The sequence below is a fragment of the Sorangium sp. So ce385 genome (genome assembly GCF_051474135.1).
Lineage (GTDB): Bacteria > Myxococcota_A > Polyangia > Polyangiales > Polyangiaceae > Sorangium > Sorangium cellulosum_D.
Map to the genome: position 1 here is coordinate 13,845,984 of NZ_CP150337.1, position 16,590 is coordinate 13,862,573.

The window sequence follows — 16,590 nt, forward strand, 5'->3', positions numbered from 1 at the left end:
ACGCCATCGGGTCGAGGTCGTCCAAATTCATCGCGACTTCCCCACCCGCCGGCCCTGGCCGCGCGGCCGCCCCTGCGCCCCTGCCCAGGAGCGCTCGGTCCGCGGCTCGCCTGCCCGCGGCCCCTCGGCGCGCTTCTGCCGCGCGCTCTCCTTGCACCAGGGGGCACTCGCCTCTTACGCTCGGTCGTCCTCGGGGTCGTCGGGTGCGCGCTGGCCCACGCGCGCGCCGCCGCTCGACCGCGCTGGAACGCACGAAATGAACTCCAAGCAGCTCTCCATCCCCATCGCCGTAGTCCTCGCGCTCGTCGGCCTCGGGTTGAGTTTCGCGTCGAGGTCGCTGGCGGAGTTCTCGGGCCAGCTGTTCATGTTCTTCGGCTTCTCCGCGGCGGTGGCGGTGGTGTACGCGAGCCTCGCGGGCAAGGGAGGCGTCCCCCTCGGGGGCCTGCGCGACGCGCTCCGCGCGGCCGCGCGGGGCAAGCGGCCCAAGCTGCCCGAGGGCGCCCCCGCCGACATCGCGGAGACCTACGAGCAGATCGCCGAGCTGGCCGGCCGGCAGGCCGAGCTCGCGGAGGAGCGCCACGCGCTCGCCGAGGAGCGCGACAAGCTCGCGCGGGAGCGGGACGGCCTGAGCCGCGAGCGCGACGGGGTCGAGCGGCAGCGCGACGCCCTGGAGCGGGAGCGGGACAGCCTGAGCCGCGAGCGCGACGGGCTCCTGAAGGAGCGCGACGGGCTCACGAAGGAGCGCGACACCCTCGAGCGGGAGTGCGCGAACCTCACCCGCAAGGTGAACGACCTCGCGCAGCGCGGCCCGGACATCGACGTCGACGCCCTCGTCGACGCCGTGCTGCGCGCCACCGCCGGCGAGCGGGTGCGCGTCCCCCCGGGCGCGCCGCCGGAGCTCTCGCGCCTCTACTCGGAGCTCACCGGCATCGCGGAGCGGGTCACCCAGTCCGAGCTGCGCGACAAGCAGCGCCGGTCGGAGCTGGCCCAGGCCACCGTGCTGCTCGACGAGCTCCTGCCCAAGCTGAGCGACGGCGTGAGCAGCGTCATGCACGCGAGCGAGCAGGCGACCGTGTACATCCGCGACATGACGACCGCCCTCGCCAACATCGCCCAGTCGGTCGAGTCGCTCGCGTCGAGCGCCGAGGAGTCGAGCTCGAGCATCCTCGAGATGACCGCCACGAACGAGGAGGTCGCCGAGAACGTCGGCGAGCTCGGGTCGAGCGTGCGCGAGACGGTCTCGTCGATCGAGGAGATGGCCTACTCGATCCGCGAGGTCGCGAAGAACGTCGACGCCCTGGCGCTGACGGCCGAGGAGACGAGCTCCTCGATGAACCAGATGGACGTCTCCATCGACCAGGTCCAGTCGAACGCGAACGAGACGGCCCGGCTCTCGGAGGAGGTGGCGACCGACGCCGAGAAGGGCGCCGAGGCCATCCTGAAGACGATCGGCGAGATCTACCGCATCAAGGAGTCGAGCCAGGAGGCCGTGGCCGTCATCTCGAACCTCGGCTTCCGGATCGAGGCGATCGGGCAGATCCTGGCCGTCATCGACGACGTCGCCGAGCAGACGAACCTGCTCGCGCTGAACGCCGCGATCATCGCCGCCCAGGCCGGCGAGCACGGCAAGGGCTTCGCCGTCGTCGCCGACGAGATCAAGGACCTCGCCGAGCGCGCCGGCGGCAGCACGAAGGAGATCGCGGAGCTCATCAAGACGATCCAGTCCGAGTCGAAGAACGCGATCGCCGCCGTCGAGCGCGGCGCGCACAACGTCGACCGCGGCGTCGAGGTGTCGAACGAGGCCGAGCGAGCCCTGAAGAAGATCCTCGAGAGCTCGCAGAAGTCGACGAACATGGTGCGCGCCATCGCCCGGGCCACGGTCGAGCAGGCCAAGGGATCGAAGCAGGTCACGGACGCGATCGGCCGCATCGCCGAGACGGTGCAGCAGATCGCCGCCGCCACGGCCGAGCAGGCGCGCGGCTCGGAGCTCATCATGAAGAGCGCGGAGAAGATGCGGACCATCACGCAGCACGTCGAGCGGTCGAGCCAGGAGCAGGCGCGCGGCGGCCGCCAGATCACGAGCGCGATCGAGCAGATCTCGAACCAGGTCCACAGCCTCAACGCCTCGCACCGCAGCCAGACGCGCGGCGGCGAGCAGCTCATCGAGGCCGGCAAGCGCATCGAGGAGGCGGCGCGGCAGCAGGATCAGGCGGTGCGGCAGCTCGTCAGCGCCACCGAGCGGATGCGTCGCACGGCGGCGATTTGACCCCCCGCGGCCCTTCCGCGCAGAGGCAGCGTCGATGGCGCTAACGATCGTGGTGCTCTCGCCCGGCGGGGCGGGGAATCCGCCCGGCGGGGCGGGGAAGGAGGGCGAGCTCTCGCTGACCCTGGACGCGCCCCGCATCATCCTCGGCCGCGCCGAGGGCTGCGAGGTCCGCCTCCCCGACACGAGCGTGAGCCCCCGGCACGCGTCGATCCGGCAGCGCGGCGCCACCTACCTGCTCCTCGACGAGGGCAGCGAGAACGGCACCTTCCTCGGCAAGACGCGCATCGCCCCGCGCACGGCCATGCCGCTGCGCACCGGCGACCGCATCCGCATCGGGCGCGTGTGGCTCGCGCTCCGGATCGAGCCGGCGGTCCCGAAGGCCTCCCCCGCCGCGGCCGCCAAGGAGCTCGCCCTCGAGCTCGTCGCCCGCGGCCTCGCGGCCCAGGGCGAGGATCCCACGCCGCGCGTCGTCGTCGTGGACGGCCCGGACCGCGGCCGCGCGCTGCACGTGGAGGCGCCCGGGCGGCCCTACTTCGTCGGGCGCGCCCAGGACGCCGACTTCACCCTCGACGACCCGGACGTCTCCCGCCGCCACGTGGCCATTACGCGCAGGGGCGACCAATTCTCAGTTCAGGATCTCGGATCGCGCTCCGGCGCCTCGCTCGACGGTGTTCCGGTGCCTCAGTTCGATACGGTCTGGCGGCCTGGACAGGTGCTGGCGATCTCGGCCGATCGGCTTGTGTTCGAGCATCCGGCCGCCGAGGCGCTCGCGGAGATCGAGCGCAGCCCGTGCGAGCCGCTCCCCGCGGACGCGGCCGTCGAGCCTCCTTCGGCCGCTGAGCCGTCCGCGGCGTCATCCGCGGCGTCATCCTCGCCGACTTCCACGCCGACGCCTTCGCCTGCCTCCGCGAGCACGTTATCGCCGCTCGCGCGGCCTGCCGCGGCGGCGCCGCGCGTTGCGCAGGGCGGCGGGTGGGGGTTCACCGAGGCGCTCATTGCGTTGCTCGCGCTGGGTGTGCTGGCTCTCAGCATCGCGGGTCTGATGTGGCTGCTTGGACGCGGTTAGCGTCTTGACGTCGCGCGCGCGCAGAGGTCGAAGAGCCCAGTCCCGGAGGGTGCGCATGCGTGCGATCCGAATGAGCGCTGAAGGCGAGATCGAGTTCACCGAGGCGGAGCTCCAGGCGGAAGGGATCCGGTGCGGCACGTTTGACCCGGGCGCAGCTGCGCTGGCCTTGCAGCGCGTGCACGCGGAGCGCGGGTGGACGGAGCACGACGAGGTCCGCCGCGACACGAGCAATCCTCGCGATGAGGCGGAGAGCGCGCGGGAGGCGGACGAGCACTGCCACCTCGGCGACGAGGTGCGGCTCTTCCTCGAGGGGCAGGCCCTTTACGACATCCGCTGCATGAACGACGAGTGGATGCGGATCTGGGTCGGCGCGGGCGATCTCGTGGTCGTGCCCGCGCGGCGCTACCACCGCTTCGTGGCGAGCAAGGCCGAGGCGCTCCGCTACCTGCAGCCGTACGGCGGCCGCCACCTGCTCATGCAGCTCTACCGCGTGTCCGACGATCGGACGCGCGCGTTCTGATCTGGAGGTCCCCGATGGCGCGCCCTTACCGTCTCGTCACGTCCGCCACCCGCATCCCCGTGCCTGGCGGCAAGCTGATCGAGGAGCTCTTCGGCCGCGTGAACACCGGCACGGACGGCTTCAGCCTGGCGCACATGGTGGCGCCGCCCGGGTGGAGCGAGCCGGCGCAGACGCCCGCGTTCGGCGAGCTGACGCTGATGATCCGCGGCCGCATGCGCGTCGAGATCGCGGGCGAGACGGTCGACCTCTCCGCCGGGCAGGCCATCTGGACGGAGCCCGATCAGCGCGTCCGCTACAGCAATCCGTTCGACGAGGAGAGCGAGTACTTCGCCCTCTGCATACCGGCGTTCGCGCCGGACCTCGCGCGGCGCGACGCGGGGTGAGGTGCGCGCGGGGCGGCGATGGCCGCGCGGGGCGGCGATGGCCGCGCGCGGGCGGCGATGGCCGCGCGCGGGGGACGATAAACGAGCGCCGCCCGCGCGGGTGGCGATGGACGAGAGCGCGCGCGCGGCGCAGATCGTGGATCCCGGGTGCGCGCCGAGCGCGTACTATGGCCTATGCTCTTCGATCCCGCGGAGTTCCGGAAGGTGCTGGGCCAGTTCGCGACCGGGGTCACGCTCGTGACCACGGTGCAGGACGGCACGCCGCAGGCGATGACGGTGAACTCGTTCAGCGCGGTCTCGCTCGATCCGCCGCTCGTGCTGTTCTGCGCGGACCGGCGCTCGCGCACGAGCGCGGCCATCGAGGCGTCGGGCGTCTTCGCGGTGAACATCCTGCGGGAGCAGCAGCGGGACCTCTCGGATCTGTTCGCCGGCAAGGGGACGGACATCGATCGGCAGGCGGTGCTCACCGAGGCGCACGTGGCCGAGTCCGGCAGCCCGATCCTCAAGGACGTGCTCGCCTTCATCGACTGCAAGGTGGAGCACGCGTACGACGGCGGCGATCACATCATCTATGTCGGCCGCGCGCTCTCGTCCGGCCGGGGCGAGGCGGGCGCGCCGCTCCTGTACTACCGGGGCACGTACCAGGCGCTCGACGACGTCTGGCGGTGGCGTGACCGGTACGCGGCGAAGGAGCAGGCGACCCCGTTCCACGAGCTCGTCGACTTCTTCGATCGCATGCAGGCGGAGGGCCCGTACGCGACGCTCATCGACGAGCTCGTCACGCTCGTCGATCCCGGCGTCGAGGAGCGGTGCCTCGATCTCGGCTGCGGCACCGGCCGCCTGACGCGCGAGATGGGGCGCCGGTGCCACGAGGCGGTCGGGATCGACGCGACCGCGGCGATGATCGAGCGCGCCGCGCAGCGGGCGAAGGCGCTCGGCCTGGACAACGTGACCTTCCGGGAGGCGCTCGCGACGCGGCTCCCGTTCCCCGACACCTCGTTCGACGTGGTGACCGCGTCGAACCTGCTCCTGCACGTGCCCGAGCCGGGCCCGGTGCTGGCCGAGGCGGCGCGCGTGCTCCGCCCGGGCGGCCGCCTCGCGCTCCTGGAGCCCGCGCCCGGGATGAACCGCGGCGCCATGGCCGGCTACCTGCGCGGCCACCGGTACAACCCGCCGACCGCCCACGCGATGCTCGCGTGGGCCGACGCGGCGGAGGTCACCTACCGCCACACCGAGGACCGGCTCAACGCCGATCTGGGCGGCACGGGCTTCGCGATCGATCGCCGCGAGCGCCGGATGAACGGCCTCGCGCTGCTCTGGATCGCGCACAAGGGGTGAGCCCCCGGCCGGAGGGGCTCACGCCGCCCGCCGGCTCACGCCGCCCCGGCTCACGCCGCCCGCCGGCTCACGCCGCGCGGCGGAGCCCCGCCTCCTCGACCAGCCGGGGCACCCAGTCCTCCGCGCCGATGGAGCGCATGTGGATGCCCGAGAGCCCGGGGACGTCGCGGAGCCCGCGGATGAGCTCCAGCGTGATCCGGTAGCTCTCCCCCTCGGCGTCGCCGCTCTGGCGGACGCGCTCGATCAGGTGCTCCGGCACCACGAGCCCCGGCACCTTCTGCAAGAAGCTCAGCCGGTCCACGCCGGCGAACGGGAAGATCGCCGCGATGAAGTGGGCGCGCTCGTGGAGCCCGCGCTCGACCACCGCGGCCATCCAGCGGCGCATCGGCGCGAGCTCGAACACCGCCTGCACCTGGATGAAGCTCGCGCCCGCGTCGATCTTCGCGCTGAGCCGGTCCATCGCCCCGGCGATCGCCTGCTCCCCGCACGGGAAATCGATGGTCCCGACGTGGAAGTAGGGCGCCGGCGAGATGACGTCTCCATTGTAGAGCTTCCCCTCGCGCGTCATCCGGCGGGTCAGCTCGATCGCCGCGTAGCTGTCGACGTCGCTCACCTCCTTGGCCTCGGGATCCGAGCCGATGGCGCACGGATAGCCGCCCAGGATGATGATGTTCGAGAGCCCGAGCGCCGCCATCCCGAGCAGGTCGCCCTGGAGGGCGATCCTGTTCTTGTGGCGGAGCGAGAACTGGAGCACCGGCTCGAGCCCCTCCTGCTTGACGAAATGGCCGACTGCCATGTTGGCGCAGCGCGCCTGGGAGAGCAGGTGATCGTTGATCTGCACCACGTCGACACACCCGGCCATGTTCCGGGCGTGCTTCAAGAGCTTCTCCAGGTCGTAGTGACGCGGGGGCGTCAGCTCGGCGGACACGAGGAACTGGCGCTCGCTGAGGAGGCGCTCCATCTTCGACTTCGACACCATACCGTGCTCCTTCCGTCACTCGACGAACTTGAGGACCCGGACCTTGGCCCCGCTCTGGCCGTGGAATCGCGCGGCCGCGCTCGCGATGCGCGCCGCCTCCGCCCGCGCCAGGCTGCAGGGGAACCCGTACTTCTTGAAGACCCGCTCGCTCGCGATCTCGAGCGCCTTCCGGCAACGCGACACGAAATCGTCGATGAAGTAGCTCTCCCCGACGTCGAGGTGCTCTTTCACCACGAGCGACGGAGAATAACAGACCTGCTGCTCGCCGCTCGGCCACTCGATCACGAAGCGCATCTCCGGCATACGTCGCTCGTCCTAGTTTTGGCGGGATCCGAGGAACTCGCGGTAGACGCCGGCCGCGATGCGCGCCGAGCGCTCCCACGTGTACCGCGCCGCGGCCTCGATCGCCGCCGCGCGCAGGCGCCGCCTCACGCCTCCCTCCAGGATAGCCTCCATCGCGGCCGCGAGATCGTCTGTTCTCGAGGGATCGACGAGCAGCGCGCTCTCCCCGTCTCGGAGGAACTCGGTGAAGGGAGGTTGAGCAGAGCTCACCACCGGCGCGCCCGACGCCATCGCCTCGAGCAGGACGAGCCCGAACCCCTCGCGGACGGACGGAAAGACGAACGCGTCGGCGAGGCGGTAGAGCGGCGGGATCAGCGCGTCGGGGAGCACGCCCGCGAGGACCAGCGGCGGCGGCGCGCCCGCGGCCTGCGCCCTCGACGCGGCCGCGGGCGCGGGCCAGACGCCGTGCTCCCGCGCGATCGCCTCGAACTCGCGCTGGTAGGGCGCGTAATCGAACAGCGTCTCTCCGCCCGCGATGATCAGCTGGGCTCCCGGCAGCCGCCTCCGGACCGACAGGAACGCCTTGAGCAGACCGATCGAGTTCTTGCGCGGCTCGACGCCGCCCACGGTCACGTAGAGCGGCGCCCCGGTCGCGTTGAGCCGCGCCCGGAGCTCCGCGTCGCGCGCGTCCGGCGCCGGCGAGTACCGCCGCAGGCTCACGCCGTTCGGGACGATCGCCGCGTCGACGCCGAGATCGGCCCGGAGCGTCCTCCGCCACGCCTCGCTGACGACGAGGCACGCGTCCGCCTCGCGCACCGAGCGCTCCTGGCAGGCGCGCAGGTAGGGGCTGTCGTAGTCGTCGAGGTGGTGCACGGTCCGGAGGAAGTGGGGCACGCCCCCCTCGGCGCGCAGCGCGGCGAGCGCGTTCGCGCTGATGCAGTCCTGCGAGTGCCAGATGTCGTGCCGCGCCCCGAGGCGGCGCAGCCCGGCCTCGAACTCCGCGATGCGCTGCCGCACGACCGCGTCGATCCCCTCCGGCGGGGGCGCGGCGGGCACGAGCACGGCGGGGCAGCGCGGCGGCCGGTAGAAGCCGCCCTGGTCCTTGTTCAGCGCGTAGATGCAGACCGAGACGCCGAGGTCGTGGAGCGCCTCCGCGAGCTCCACCGTGTGCACGACGCCGCCGCGCGGCTTCGTCGAGTAGGTGAGCAGCGCGACCGAGAGCGGCGCGCCGGGCGCGGCGCCGGCGCTCATCGCGCGCCCTCGCCCGCGAAGCCGGTGAGCGGCTCGGCCGAGAGGTCCCAGAGCGTCTGCCGCTCGCCGGCGGCCTCCAGCGTGAGCCGCCGCGAGCCGTCGACGGCGCCGACCGCGGCGCTCGCGATGCCGCGCCGGGCGAAGGCCGCGAGGACCGCGCCGGCGGCGTCGGGGCGCACGCTGAGCAGGAAGCCGTAGCTCGGGAACGCGAGCAGCCAGCGCGCGATCGAGAGATCGCGCACGTCGCCCGGCCGCGGGACGGCCGCGACGTCGAGCACCGCGCCGACGCCGGACGTCTCCAGGAGCATGAGCAGCGTCCCCGCGACGCCGCCCATGCTGATGTCCTTGCCCGCGTCGCACAGGCCGGCCTCGGCGAGGGCGGGCAGGACCTCGAGGTCGCCGCGGAGCCGCGCCGGGTCGGCCCCCGTCGAGGCGTTCCAGAAGGGGTGCTCCGCGTGCATCCTGCCGCGCAGGTCGATCGCCGCGACGAGCACGTCGCCGGGGCGCGCGGCGAAGCTCGTGATGAGCCGCCGCGCCCGCCCCGCGATGGCCACCGCGAGGGCGTTGTAGGGGCTGCGCGCGCTCGTATGACCTCCGACGATCGGCACCCCGTAGGCGCGCGACGCGGCGACCATGCCCTCCCAGACCGGCTCCAGCGCGCCGGCCGAGGTCCCCCAGACGACGTCGACCACGGCGATGGGGCGGCCGCCCATCGCGTAGATGTCGCTGACGTTGACCATCACGGCGCTGTAGCCCGCGAACCGCGGGTCTCCTTCGAGGAACGTCGGCCAGATCCCCTCGGCGGCGAGGAGCAGGTAGCCGTCGCCGTCGGGGATGGCCGCGCAGTCGTCGCCGAGCGCGGCGGGCCGATGGACCGCGTCGCTCGCGCCGGCCACGCCGCTCGCGCCGGCCACGCCGCCCGCGCCCGGCTTGCCGGACAGGTACCGCGCCGGGATCTGCACGTCCCGCTTCGCGAGGATGCCGAGCGCGCCCCGCAGCTCGGCCGCGATGCCGGCGAGCATCAGCGGAACCTCTGCCCGGGCGGCGGGCGGGGCTCGTCGCTCGGCGGGTAGCTCGCGAGGTCGGCCTCCATCAGGTGGTGCGGGCGATCGCGGAACGACCGCTCCTCGAGGGAGCGCCAGTGGATGCTCTCGAAGAACGGCACGTTGGCCGCCTGGACGAGCGCGAGGAACCGCTGGCACCCCCAGCCGTGGGCGGTGGTGACCGCCTTGTGGACGAGGCCGCGGCCGACCACGCCCTGCTTGCGGTGGGCGCGCTCGACGGCGAGCCGGCCGCCGTACCAGAGGCCGGGCTCCGCCTCGTAGATGCGCACCGTGCCGACGACCGCCTCGCCCCCCGGCGCCCCGCGCAGCACGGCCGCGATGGGGAACGCCGAGGCGTCCCAGTCGTCCTCGTCGGTGGTCTTAAACAGCCCTTGCTCGTCGCAGAAGGTGGCCCGGCGCAAGCGGAGGTACGCGAGATACGTGTCCCGCGTCTGCACAAGCTCGAAGCTGTACTGAGGCGTCATCGGAGCTCTCCGAGGTTGATGTCCATGCCGCGCCCGCGTCCGGCGGCGCCGCGGCCCGGCCCTCCGCCTCGAAGCCCGAGAGCCCCGAGCAGGCGCCGCAGCGGGCGCAGCCCGCCTTCACGTCGTTCGATCGCAGCCCCGCCCGCGCGAGCAGCGGGCCGATGTGCGCGTAGAGCGCCCGCATGAACTCCCCCGAGGGCGGCGCGCGATCGGCCGCGGGCGTCCCCGGGATGGGCACGAGCGGGACGAGGAACGGGTAGACCCCCATCGCGATGAGCCGCTCGCTCGCGTCGAGCAGCGACGCCAGCGAGTCGCCGAGCCCCGCGATGAGGTAGGTCGACACCTGGCCGCGGCCGAACACGCGCACGGCCGCCTCGAACGCCTCGAAGTACCGGGCCACGCTCACCTCGGCCTTGCCGGGCATCGCGGCCGCGCGCACCTCGTCCTCGACCGCCTCGAGGTGCATGCCCAGGCTGTCGACGCCGGCCGCGCGCATCCGCTCGAACCAGGCGAAATCGTCGGGCGGCTCGCACTGCGCCTGCACCGGCAGGTCGACGCGCGCCTTGATGCCGCGCGCGCAGTCGGCGAGGTGCGCCGCCCCGCGATCGGGCGACCGCGGCGTGCCCGTGGTCAGCGTCACGTGCCGCACCCCGTCGAGCCGCGCCGCCGCCTCGGCGACCTCGCCGAGCTGCTCCGGCGTCTTCTTCGCGGTGGTGCGCCCGGCCGCGAGCGACTGCCCGATCGCGCAGAACGTGCAGGCCTTGTCGCGCTCCGTGTACCGGATGCACGTCTGGAGCACCGTCGAGGCGAGGACGTCCGCCCCGTGCAGGAGCGCGATCTTGGGGTAGGGGATGCCGTCCTGGGTCGAGAGGGCGTAGAAGCGCGGCGCCTTCACGAGGGCGATCGGCGCGAGCTCCCTGCCGTCGCGCTCGACGGTCCCCGCGCCGTCGCGCCCGATCCGCGCCACGAACGGCGACGCCGCGGCCTGGTCGGTGTGGATCGGGATCATCACCGTGGCGCCGCGGAGCGTGGCCGCCACGTGCTGGGTCGGCCCCGCCCCGCCGCGGCGCGAGGTCCACGCCGCGCGGCCCTCGCCGTCGGTCGACGTGGGCGACGTGGGCGACGCGGGCGACGCGGGCGACGCGGGCTCGCCCGGCGCCGCGGCGCCCGCGCCCGGGGCGCCCTCGGGGGCCTCAGCCAGCCTCAGGCCGAACGACTGGAGCTCGGTGATCAGCGTCTGGGTATCCATGGTCCACCGCCGCAGGATCGAGGGAGGAGGCCTTGGGGCTGCCCGCGCCGAGCACCATCGGTCGCTCTGCCGTGTCCATCCAAAGCCGCAGCAAGTCGGGCCGGGCGTAGTGCCCCGCCGCATCCATCATCCGTTTTCGCTTCGTGATCAGGGCGAAGTCGAGGTCCGCGACGGCCATCCCCTCGCCGTCGGTCACCGGCGGGCACGCGTGCGCGCCCTCCGGCGTCACGATCGCCGTCATGCACCCGCCGCGCAGCACGCCCTGGAGCTGCTCGTTCGGCGCGACCTCCCGGACCTGCTCCGGCGTCAGGAAGGCCGTGGCGTTCACCACGAAGCACCCCGACTCCAGCGCGTGGTGCCGGATGGTCACCTCCATCTGCTCGGCGAAGATCGGCCCGACCAGGGAGCCGGGGAACTGGCTGCAATGGATCTGCTCGTGCTGCGCGATGAGCGCGAACCGCGCGAGCGGGTTGTAGTGCTCCCAGCACGCGAGCGCGCCGAGCCTCCCGACCGCGGTGTCCACGGTCCTGAGGCCCGAGCCGTCGCCTTGCCCCCAGATCATCCGCTCGTGGTAGGTCGGCGTGATCTTGCGCCGGTGGAGCACGAGGGCGCCGTCCCTGTCGAAGACGAGCTGCGCGTTGTACAGCGTGCCGTGATCGCGCTCGTTCACGCCGAGCACCACGACCACCCCGTGCGCGCGCGCGGCGGCGGCCACGGCCCGCGTCACCGGGCCGGGGACGGTGACCGCCTCGTCGTAAAGGCGCATGTGCTCCTTGCCCATGGCGGGCGGCGGGAGCACGAAGGAGAAGTACGGGTAATACGGGACGAACGCCTCGGGGAAGACGCAGAGCTCGGCGCCCTCCTTCGCGGCCCTGGCGATCGCGGCGACGACTCGCTCGGTCGTCCCGTCCCTGCTGCCGAGGACGGGACTGGCCTGCACCGCGGCCGCCCGGACTTTGCGGTTGTACTCCATGGACGGCGCTCGGGTCAGAGCGTCCAGGAGTGGACCATGAACGCGTTCTCCCGGCGGTGGATCAGCTGGATGTCGAGCACGTCGAGCGGGCTGATGGGCTTGATTCCCGGGATCAGCGCGTGCTCGCCGTGGCCGTAGAGCGCCTGCAGCGCGAACCGACACGCGTACACCTTGCCGCCCTCCTCCATGAACCGTCCGAGCTGCTGGTTCACGGCGAGATGCCCGGAGAACGCCTCGCTGCCGAGCTTCGGAAAGCCGCGCTGCAGCCCCAGCGTGACGCCCGGCCCGTACAGCAAGATGGATGTCTCAAACCCTTTACGCTGAAGGCGGATCGCCGTCAGCACGTTGACCAGGCCGATCGATCCCTCGAAGGCCACGGTGTGAAAGGTGACCAGCGCCTTCTCTCCCGGCTTCGCCTTGACGTCTTCGAAGACCTTCTCCTCGTAATCGACCAGGAAGTCACCAGCGTTGTAGGCGGGATACGTCGGCTTCGGCATTGGTTACCTCTCTCCTAGAATGATTAAGTTGAGACCATAGTGATTTTCTGAACGCAAGGAAAATGCAGGAGCCCGTCCTCTTTTGATCGGGACTCGGTTCTGAAGGAGGCGCGGAGGAGGTGCGATTGTGGATCTCGCGTCGACGGTCGATGCGAGCGAACCGAGCCGCGCGCGGGGCGGGCTCGCCTCGTTGATTTCGAGGGCCTATCTCTGCGATTTCGAGGAGGTTTCGCGCGCTTGTCCGCGCGCGTGAGCGCGGCTCGATCGGTGTCGCGCGCTCGTGCGTCCGAGCGGCAAAGGCCGCGGGGATGAATGCCGGCGGGGCGTCGCGCCCCCGGGCGCCCTGCTATCGCTGCTTCTTTCGCCCCTTGGCGCTCTTGCCGCCCTTGCCACCGCTGCCGCCCTTGCCGGCCTTCATGCCCTTGGCGGGCTTCGTGCTCTTGCTGGTCTTGACACGACGAGTTGTCCGTGCGTCCGCCGCGTCGCGCCGCAGCCGGCGCGGCTTCGGCTCGTCCGACATCCCGTCTCCGGCGAGCCGCCGGCCGTAGATGGTGCGCCGGAGGATGGCCACGTCCTCGATCTGCACGAGCATCGCGTCGCCGATCGCGATCCGGTCCCCCGAACGGCGGCCGATGACGCGCAGCCCCTCGTCGTCGATCTCGTAATCATCCGGGCCGAGCGACTCCATGCGGACGAGCACGTCGACGAAGGGATCCTCGATGTTGACGTAAACGCCCGTCCCCACGATGCCCGTCACGGTGCCCTCGAAGGTGTCCCCGAGCCGGGAGCGCATGACCAGCGCGCGGTGCAGATCGACCACCTCGCGCTCCACCTCCATCGCCTTGCGCTCGCGCTCCGACGCCAGGATGGCCGCCTCGCGCAGCCGCTCGAGCGCCGCCTCGCTCCGGTCGACGCGCTCGCCGCGCAGCACCGCGCGGATCGCGCGGTGGGCGGTGATGTCCGGGTACCGCCGGATCGGCGAGGTGAAGTGCAGGTACGCGCTCGAGGCCAGCCCGAAGTGGCCCACGTTGGCCACGTCGTACACCGCCTGCTTCATGGCGCGGAGCAGGAGCATGTGCAGCACCTGCTTCTGCGGGTGCGCGTCGAGCTTCTTCAGGAACACCGACAGCCGCTTCGGATCGGCCGCGTCCTCCGGATCGAACGCGAGCCCGAGCTCCCCGCACATCGTCGCGAAGCGCTCGAGCTTCGCCTGGTCCGGGGGCGCGTGGTACCGGAACACGGTGGGGATGCCCTGGTCGACCACGAACTGCGCGCAGGTCTCGTTCGCCAGGAGCATCAGCTCCTCGATGAGCTGGTAGGCCTTCGCCACCCCGGGGTCGTGGCTGCGCTTCTGCACGTCGACGGGCGCGCCCGTCGACGGATCGAGCACCACCTTCGCCTCGGGCAGGTCGAGGTCGAGCGCGCCCCGCCGCATCCGCCGGCCGCGGAGCAGCCGGGCGAGGTCCCACATCACCTGGAGGTCGTTCCGGAGCGCCTCGGCCTCCGGGCTGCGCGGCGGATCGGGCGTGAAGCCGAGCGCGCGCGCCACGCCGGGGTAGGTGAGCTTCGCGATCGACCGGATGTACCCCTCGATGACGCGCGCGCGCCGCACCGTCGCCGTCGGGTCGAGCTCGACCTCGACGCACAGGCAGAGCCGGATCACGCCGGGCAAGAGGGAGCAGAGGTTCGACGACAGCGCCCGCGGCAGCATCGGGATCGCGCGATCGGGCAGGTAGATCGAGTTGCCCCGCCCGAGCGCCGCCTGGTCGAGCGCGCTGCCCGGCCGCACGTAGTGCGACACGTCGGCGATCGCGATCCAGGCCCGGTACGAGCCGTCGTCCTCGCGGATCACCCAGACCGCGTCGTCGTGGTCGCGCGCGTCCTCCGGATCGATCGTCGGCATGGGCAGGTGGGTGAGGTCGGTGCGCCCCTCGAGCGCCTCGGCCGGCACCTCGCCGCCGAACGCCTCGGCCTCGGCGATCGCCTCCCGCGTGTGCTCCTCCTCGATCCCCTCGCGCAGCAGGATCTTGGCGACCTCCACGTTCGGGTCGCCGGGCGTCCCGAGCACGGCCTCGAGCACGCCCTCCGGGTTCTCGTCGGGCAGGTCCGGGAAGCGGGCGATCGACACGACCGCCGCGGCGCCGTCCTCCGCGTCGGGCGGCGCGATCGGCCCGCCCGGCTCGCGCGGCACGATCACGATCGGCCCGCGGACGCGCCCGTCGTCCGGCTCGAGCCACGCGCTCCTGCCTCGCCGGCGCAGCACGCCCGCCACGCGCGCGTGACGCCGCTTGACGACGCGGACGATCTCCCCCTCCACGCCGCGCCGCGAGCGCGTCGCGATGCGCACCGCGACGGTGTCGCCGTGGAGCGCGCCGCCCATCGCCTCGGGCGAGATGTAGACGTCCTCGGCCGCCCCTCCGAGCGACACGAACCCGAAGCCGCGCGGGTGCACGGTCAGCGTCCCCTCGTGCTCGGCGCCGCGCGCCTCGACCTGCTGGCGGCTCACGCGGAACCGCTGGCCGGGGAGGGCGACGATGCTGCCCTCCGTCGACAGCTCCTCGAGCAGCCGCTGCAGCTTCGTGTAGCGGCTCGGCTCGACCCCGAGGCGCTCGGCGATCTCGTTGGCGTGCAGGGCGCGCTTGAATGACGATAGCAGATCGACCACGGCCTCCCGGCGCCGCGCGCCGGAGCCGGTCGTCGGGGAATCTCCGCGAGATGAGGAACGCATGAAACTCGACTAGCACGAGTCTCCTCTCGCTGGCTGTCGCCGCCCGGGTCCGGTATGCCTCGAACCCACGCCTCTAGCGCCGCCACCGACCGATGCTGCTGAACTCGATCGCCCTGCTCCTCGCGCTGATGCTCCTCGTCTTCCTCGCCGGGAGGGGCAACGTCTTCGCGGTGCGTCCGGCGCGCGACAGACATGACGCGCGTGATTCCTCGGAGGCGCATCGGGCCGGCCCCGAGGGGCCGCCCCGCGAGGGGCCCGCGACCCAGGCCGCGGGGCCCGCGACCTCGACCGGCGAGGCGCAGGCCGGGCGCGCCCGGTTCGTCGTCACGCTCTTCCGGCTCGCGCTGTTCGTCGCCATCGCGGCGAGCGCGGCGCTCGTCGTCGAGTACCAGAACGCCGGCGACCCCGCGTTCTGCGGCGTCAGCTCGGGCTGCTTCGCCGTCCGGGTGTCGCCGTACAGCCGGCTCTTCGGGGTCCCGCTGCCGAACCTCGGCCTCGCCGCCTTCACCACGCTCCTCGCCGCCTCGCTGCTCGCGCGGGAGCGCTGGCACCACGTCGCGATCGCGGCGGCCTCGGCCGTCGGCGGCCTCGCCGCCACGGTGCTCCTCGGGCTGCAGGCCTTCGCGATCGGCGCGTTCTGCGCGTGGTGCGTCGCGGTCGACGTCGCGGCCCTCGCCGCCGCGATCACGTCCGCGCTCGTCGCCTGGCAGGCGTGGCGCATGCCGCGCGCGGCGTTCGATCGCGCCGCGCAGGGCGGGCTGCCCGGCACCACGGTGTGGGGCGCGGCCGCCGTGGCGGCGATCGGCCTGCCGTTCCTCTGGGGCAGCTACCCGGTCATCCCGCCGCTCCCGCCGGAGCTCGCGGCGCTGCAGGAGCCCGGCAAGATCACGGTCGTCGCCTTCACCGACTTCGAGTGCCCCTTCTGCCGCCGGCTGCACCCCGAGATGAGCCAGATGGAGGAGCCCTACGGCGACCGGCTGCGCCACGTGCGCAAGATGGTGCCGCTGCCCAGCCACCCCGGCGCGCTCCCCGCGGCGAAGGCCTACGTCTGCGCGCCCCCGGACAAGCGCGAGCAGGCCGCGGCGCTGCTCTACAGCGCGTCGCCCGGCAAGCTCACGGACGACCGCGTCGCGTCCGTCCTCGCGCCGCTCGGGCTCCCCGCCGACTTCGAGGCCTGCCTCGCCGCGCCGGAGACCCAGGCCACGATCGACGCGGACGTCGCGCTGTATGGGCGGATGGAGGCGCGCGGGCTCCCCGCCACCTACGTCGGGCGGCGGCTCGTGGTCGGCTACAACCCCGATCGCCTCCGCGATGCGCTGCGGCGCGAGGCCGCCGGGGATCCGCTCAGCCTGCCGCTGCCGCTGCTCTTCGTCGCCCTCCTCGGGGTCTCCGCGGCCGCCGTGGTCGTGGGCAGCCGGGATCGCTCGCGCGGCGCGTCGGGCGGGGCCGCCGCGCCGCCCCCGTCATCGGCGGCGGCGCCGTGAGCATCGCCGCGCCGCGCCCGGCTGCCGCCTTTCGCGGCCGGTCGGC

General features: G+C 72.9%; 15 protein-coding genes. 6 read left to right on the top strand and 9 right to left on the bottom strand.

Features of this window, described 5'->3' with window-relative positions:
• The first annotated feature begins 256 nt into the window (after positions 1-256).
• The 5 genes from WME83_RS50725 (at position 257) to WME83_RS50745 (ending at position 5,573) form a co-directional block, all read left to right on the top strand.
• Positions 257-2,266 (top strand): methyl-accepting chemotaxis protein, encoded by a 2,010-nt coding sequence (locus tag WME83_RS50725; protein ID WP_437316913.1) that lies wholly within the window; start codon positions 257-259, stop codon positions 2,264-2,266.
• A 34-nt stretch (positions 2,267-2,300) separates the two neighbouring features.
• Complete coding sequence (locus WME83_RS50730) at positions 2,301-3,332, top strand: FHA domain-containing protein (protein WP_437316914.1); 1,032 nt, start codon at positions 2,301-2,303, stop codon at positions 3,330-3,332.
• Between the two features lie 70 nt (positions 3,333-3,402).
• On the top strand, positions 3,403-3,852 hold the full coding sequence (locus tag WME83_RS50735; protein WP_437316915.1) for a 1,2-dihydroxy-3-keto-5-methylthiopentene dioxygenase: 450 nt from the start codon (positions 3,403-3,405) through the stop codon (positions 3,850-3,852).
• 14 nt (positions 3,853-3,866) lie between these two features.
• Positions 3,867-4,235: a cupin domain-containing protein gene (locus tag WME83_RS50740; protein ID WP_020742051.1), complete on the top strand. Its 369-nt coding sequence runs from the start codon at positions 3,867-3,869 to the stop codon at positions 4,233-4,235.
• A 174-nt stretch (positions 4,236-4,409) separates the two neighbouring features.
• Positions 4,410-5,573 (top strand): flavin reductase, encoded by a 1,164-nt coding sequence (locus WME83_RS50745; protein WP_437316916.1) that lies wholly within the window; start codon positions 4,410-4,412, stop codon positions 5,571-5,573.
• 67 nt (positions 5,574-5,640) lie between these two features.
• Here the strand turns inward: WME83_RS50745 and WME83_RS50750 are convergent, their stop codons facing one another.
• The 9 genes from WME83_RS50750 to rnr all read right to left on the bottom strand — a co-directional run bounded on the left by WME83_RS50750 (position 5,641) and on the right by rnr (position 15,060).
• Positions 5,641-6,552 carry a methylenetetrahydrofolate reductase gene (locus WME83_RS50750; protein WP_437316917.1) on the bottom strand — a complete coding sequence of 304 codons (912 nt, stop codon included), beginning with the start codon at positions 6,550-6,552 and terminating at the stop codon, positions 5,641-5,643.
• A 15-nt stretch (positions 6,553-6,567) separates the two neighbouring features.
• A complete protein-coding gene (locus tag WME83_RS50755) occupies positions 6,568-6,855 on the bottom strand; it encodes an MSMEG_0570 family nitrogen starvation response protein (RefSeq protein ID WP_437316918.1) in 288 nt (95 codons plus the stop codon).
• Between the two features lie 12 nt (positions 6,856-6,867).
• Positions 6,868-8,085 carry an MSMEG_0565 family glycosyltransferase gene (locus WME83_RS50760; protein WP_437316919.1) on the bottom strand — a complete coding sequence of 406 codons (1,218 nt, stop codon included), beginning with the start codon at positions 8,083-8,085 and terminating at the stop codon, positions 6,868-6,870.
• Entirely contained in the window at positions 8,082-9,107 is a 1,026-nt protein-coding gene (locus WME83_RS50765) for a sll0787 family AIR synthase-like protein (protein WP_437316920.1), read from the bottom strand. The genes WME83_RS50760 and WME83_RS50765 overlap by 4 nt, the downstream gene beginning before the upstream one ends.
• The gene (locus WME83_RS50770) at positions 9,107-9,613 is read right to left on the bottom strand and encodes an MSMEG_0567/Sll0786 family nitrogen starvation N-acetyltransferase (RefSeq protein WP_129580773.1); all 507 of its coding nucleotides are present in this window, start codon (positions 9,611-9,613) and stop codon (positions 9,107-9,109) included. Before WME83_RS50770 ends, WME83_RS50765 begins: the two co-directional genes overlap by 1 nt.
• Positions 9,510-10,862, bottom strand: coding sequence for an MSMEG_0568 family radical SAM protein (locus WME83_RS50775; RefSeq protein WP_437316921.1), 1,353 nt, complete (start codon positions 10,860-10,862; stop codon positions 9,510-9,512). Before WME83_RS50775 ends, WME83_RS50770 begins: the two co-directional genes overlap by 104 nt.
• Positions 10,807-11,835 carry a Nit6803 family nitrilase gene (locus WME83_RS50780; protein ID WP_437316922.1) on the bottom strand — a complete coding sequence of 343 codons (1,029 nt, stop codon included), beginning with the start codon at positions 11,833-11,835 and terminating at the stop codon, positions 10,807-10,809. Before WME83_RS50780 ends, WME83_RS50775 begins: the two co-directional genes overlap by 56 nt.
• Positions 11,836-11,849: 14 nt before the next feature.
• Positions 11,850-12,332, bottom strand: a complete 483-nt coding sequence (locus WME83_RS50785; RefSeq protein ID WP_437316923.1) for an MSMEG_0572/Sll0783 family nitrogen starvation response protein — start codon at positions 12,330-12,332, stop codon at positions 11,850-11,852.
• A gap of 346 nt (positions 12,333-12,678) precedes the next feature.
• Positions 12,679-15,060, bottom strand: a complete 2,382-nt coding sequence (gene rnr / locus WME83_RS50790) for a ribonuclease R (protein ID WP_437316924.1) — start codon at positions 15,058-15,060, stop codon at positions 12,679-12,681.
• 92 nt (positions 15,061-15,152) lie between these two features.
• On the opposite strand from rnr, the gene WME83_RS50795 reads away from it, so the two are divergent.
• Entirely contained in the window at positions 15,153-16,544 is a 1,392-nt protein-coding gene (locus WME83_RS50795) for a vitamin K epoxide reductase family protein (RefSeq protein ID WP_437316925.1), read from the top strand.
• Positions 16,545-16,590: the final 46 nt, after the last annotated feature.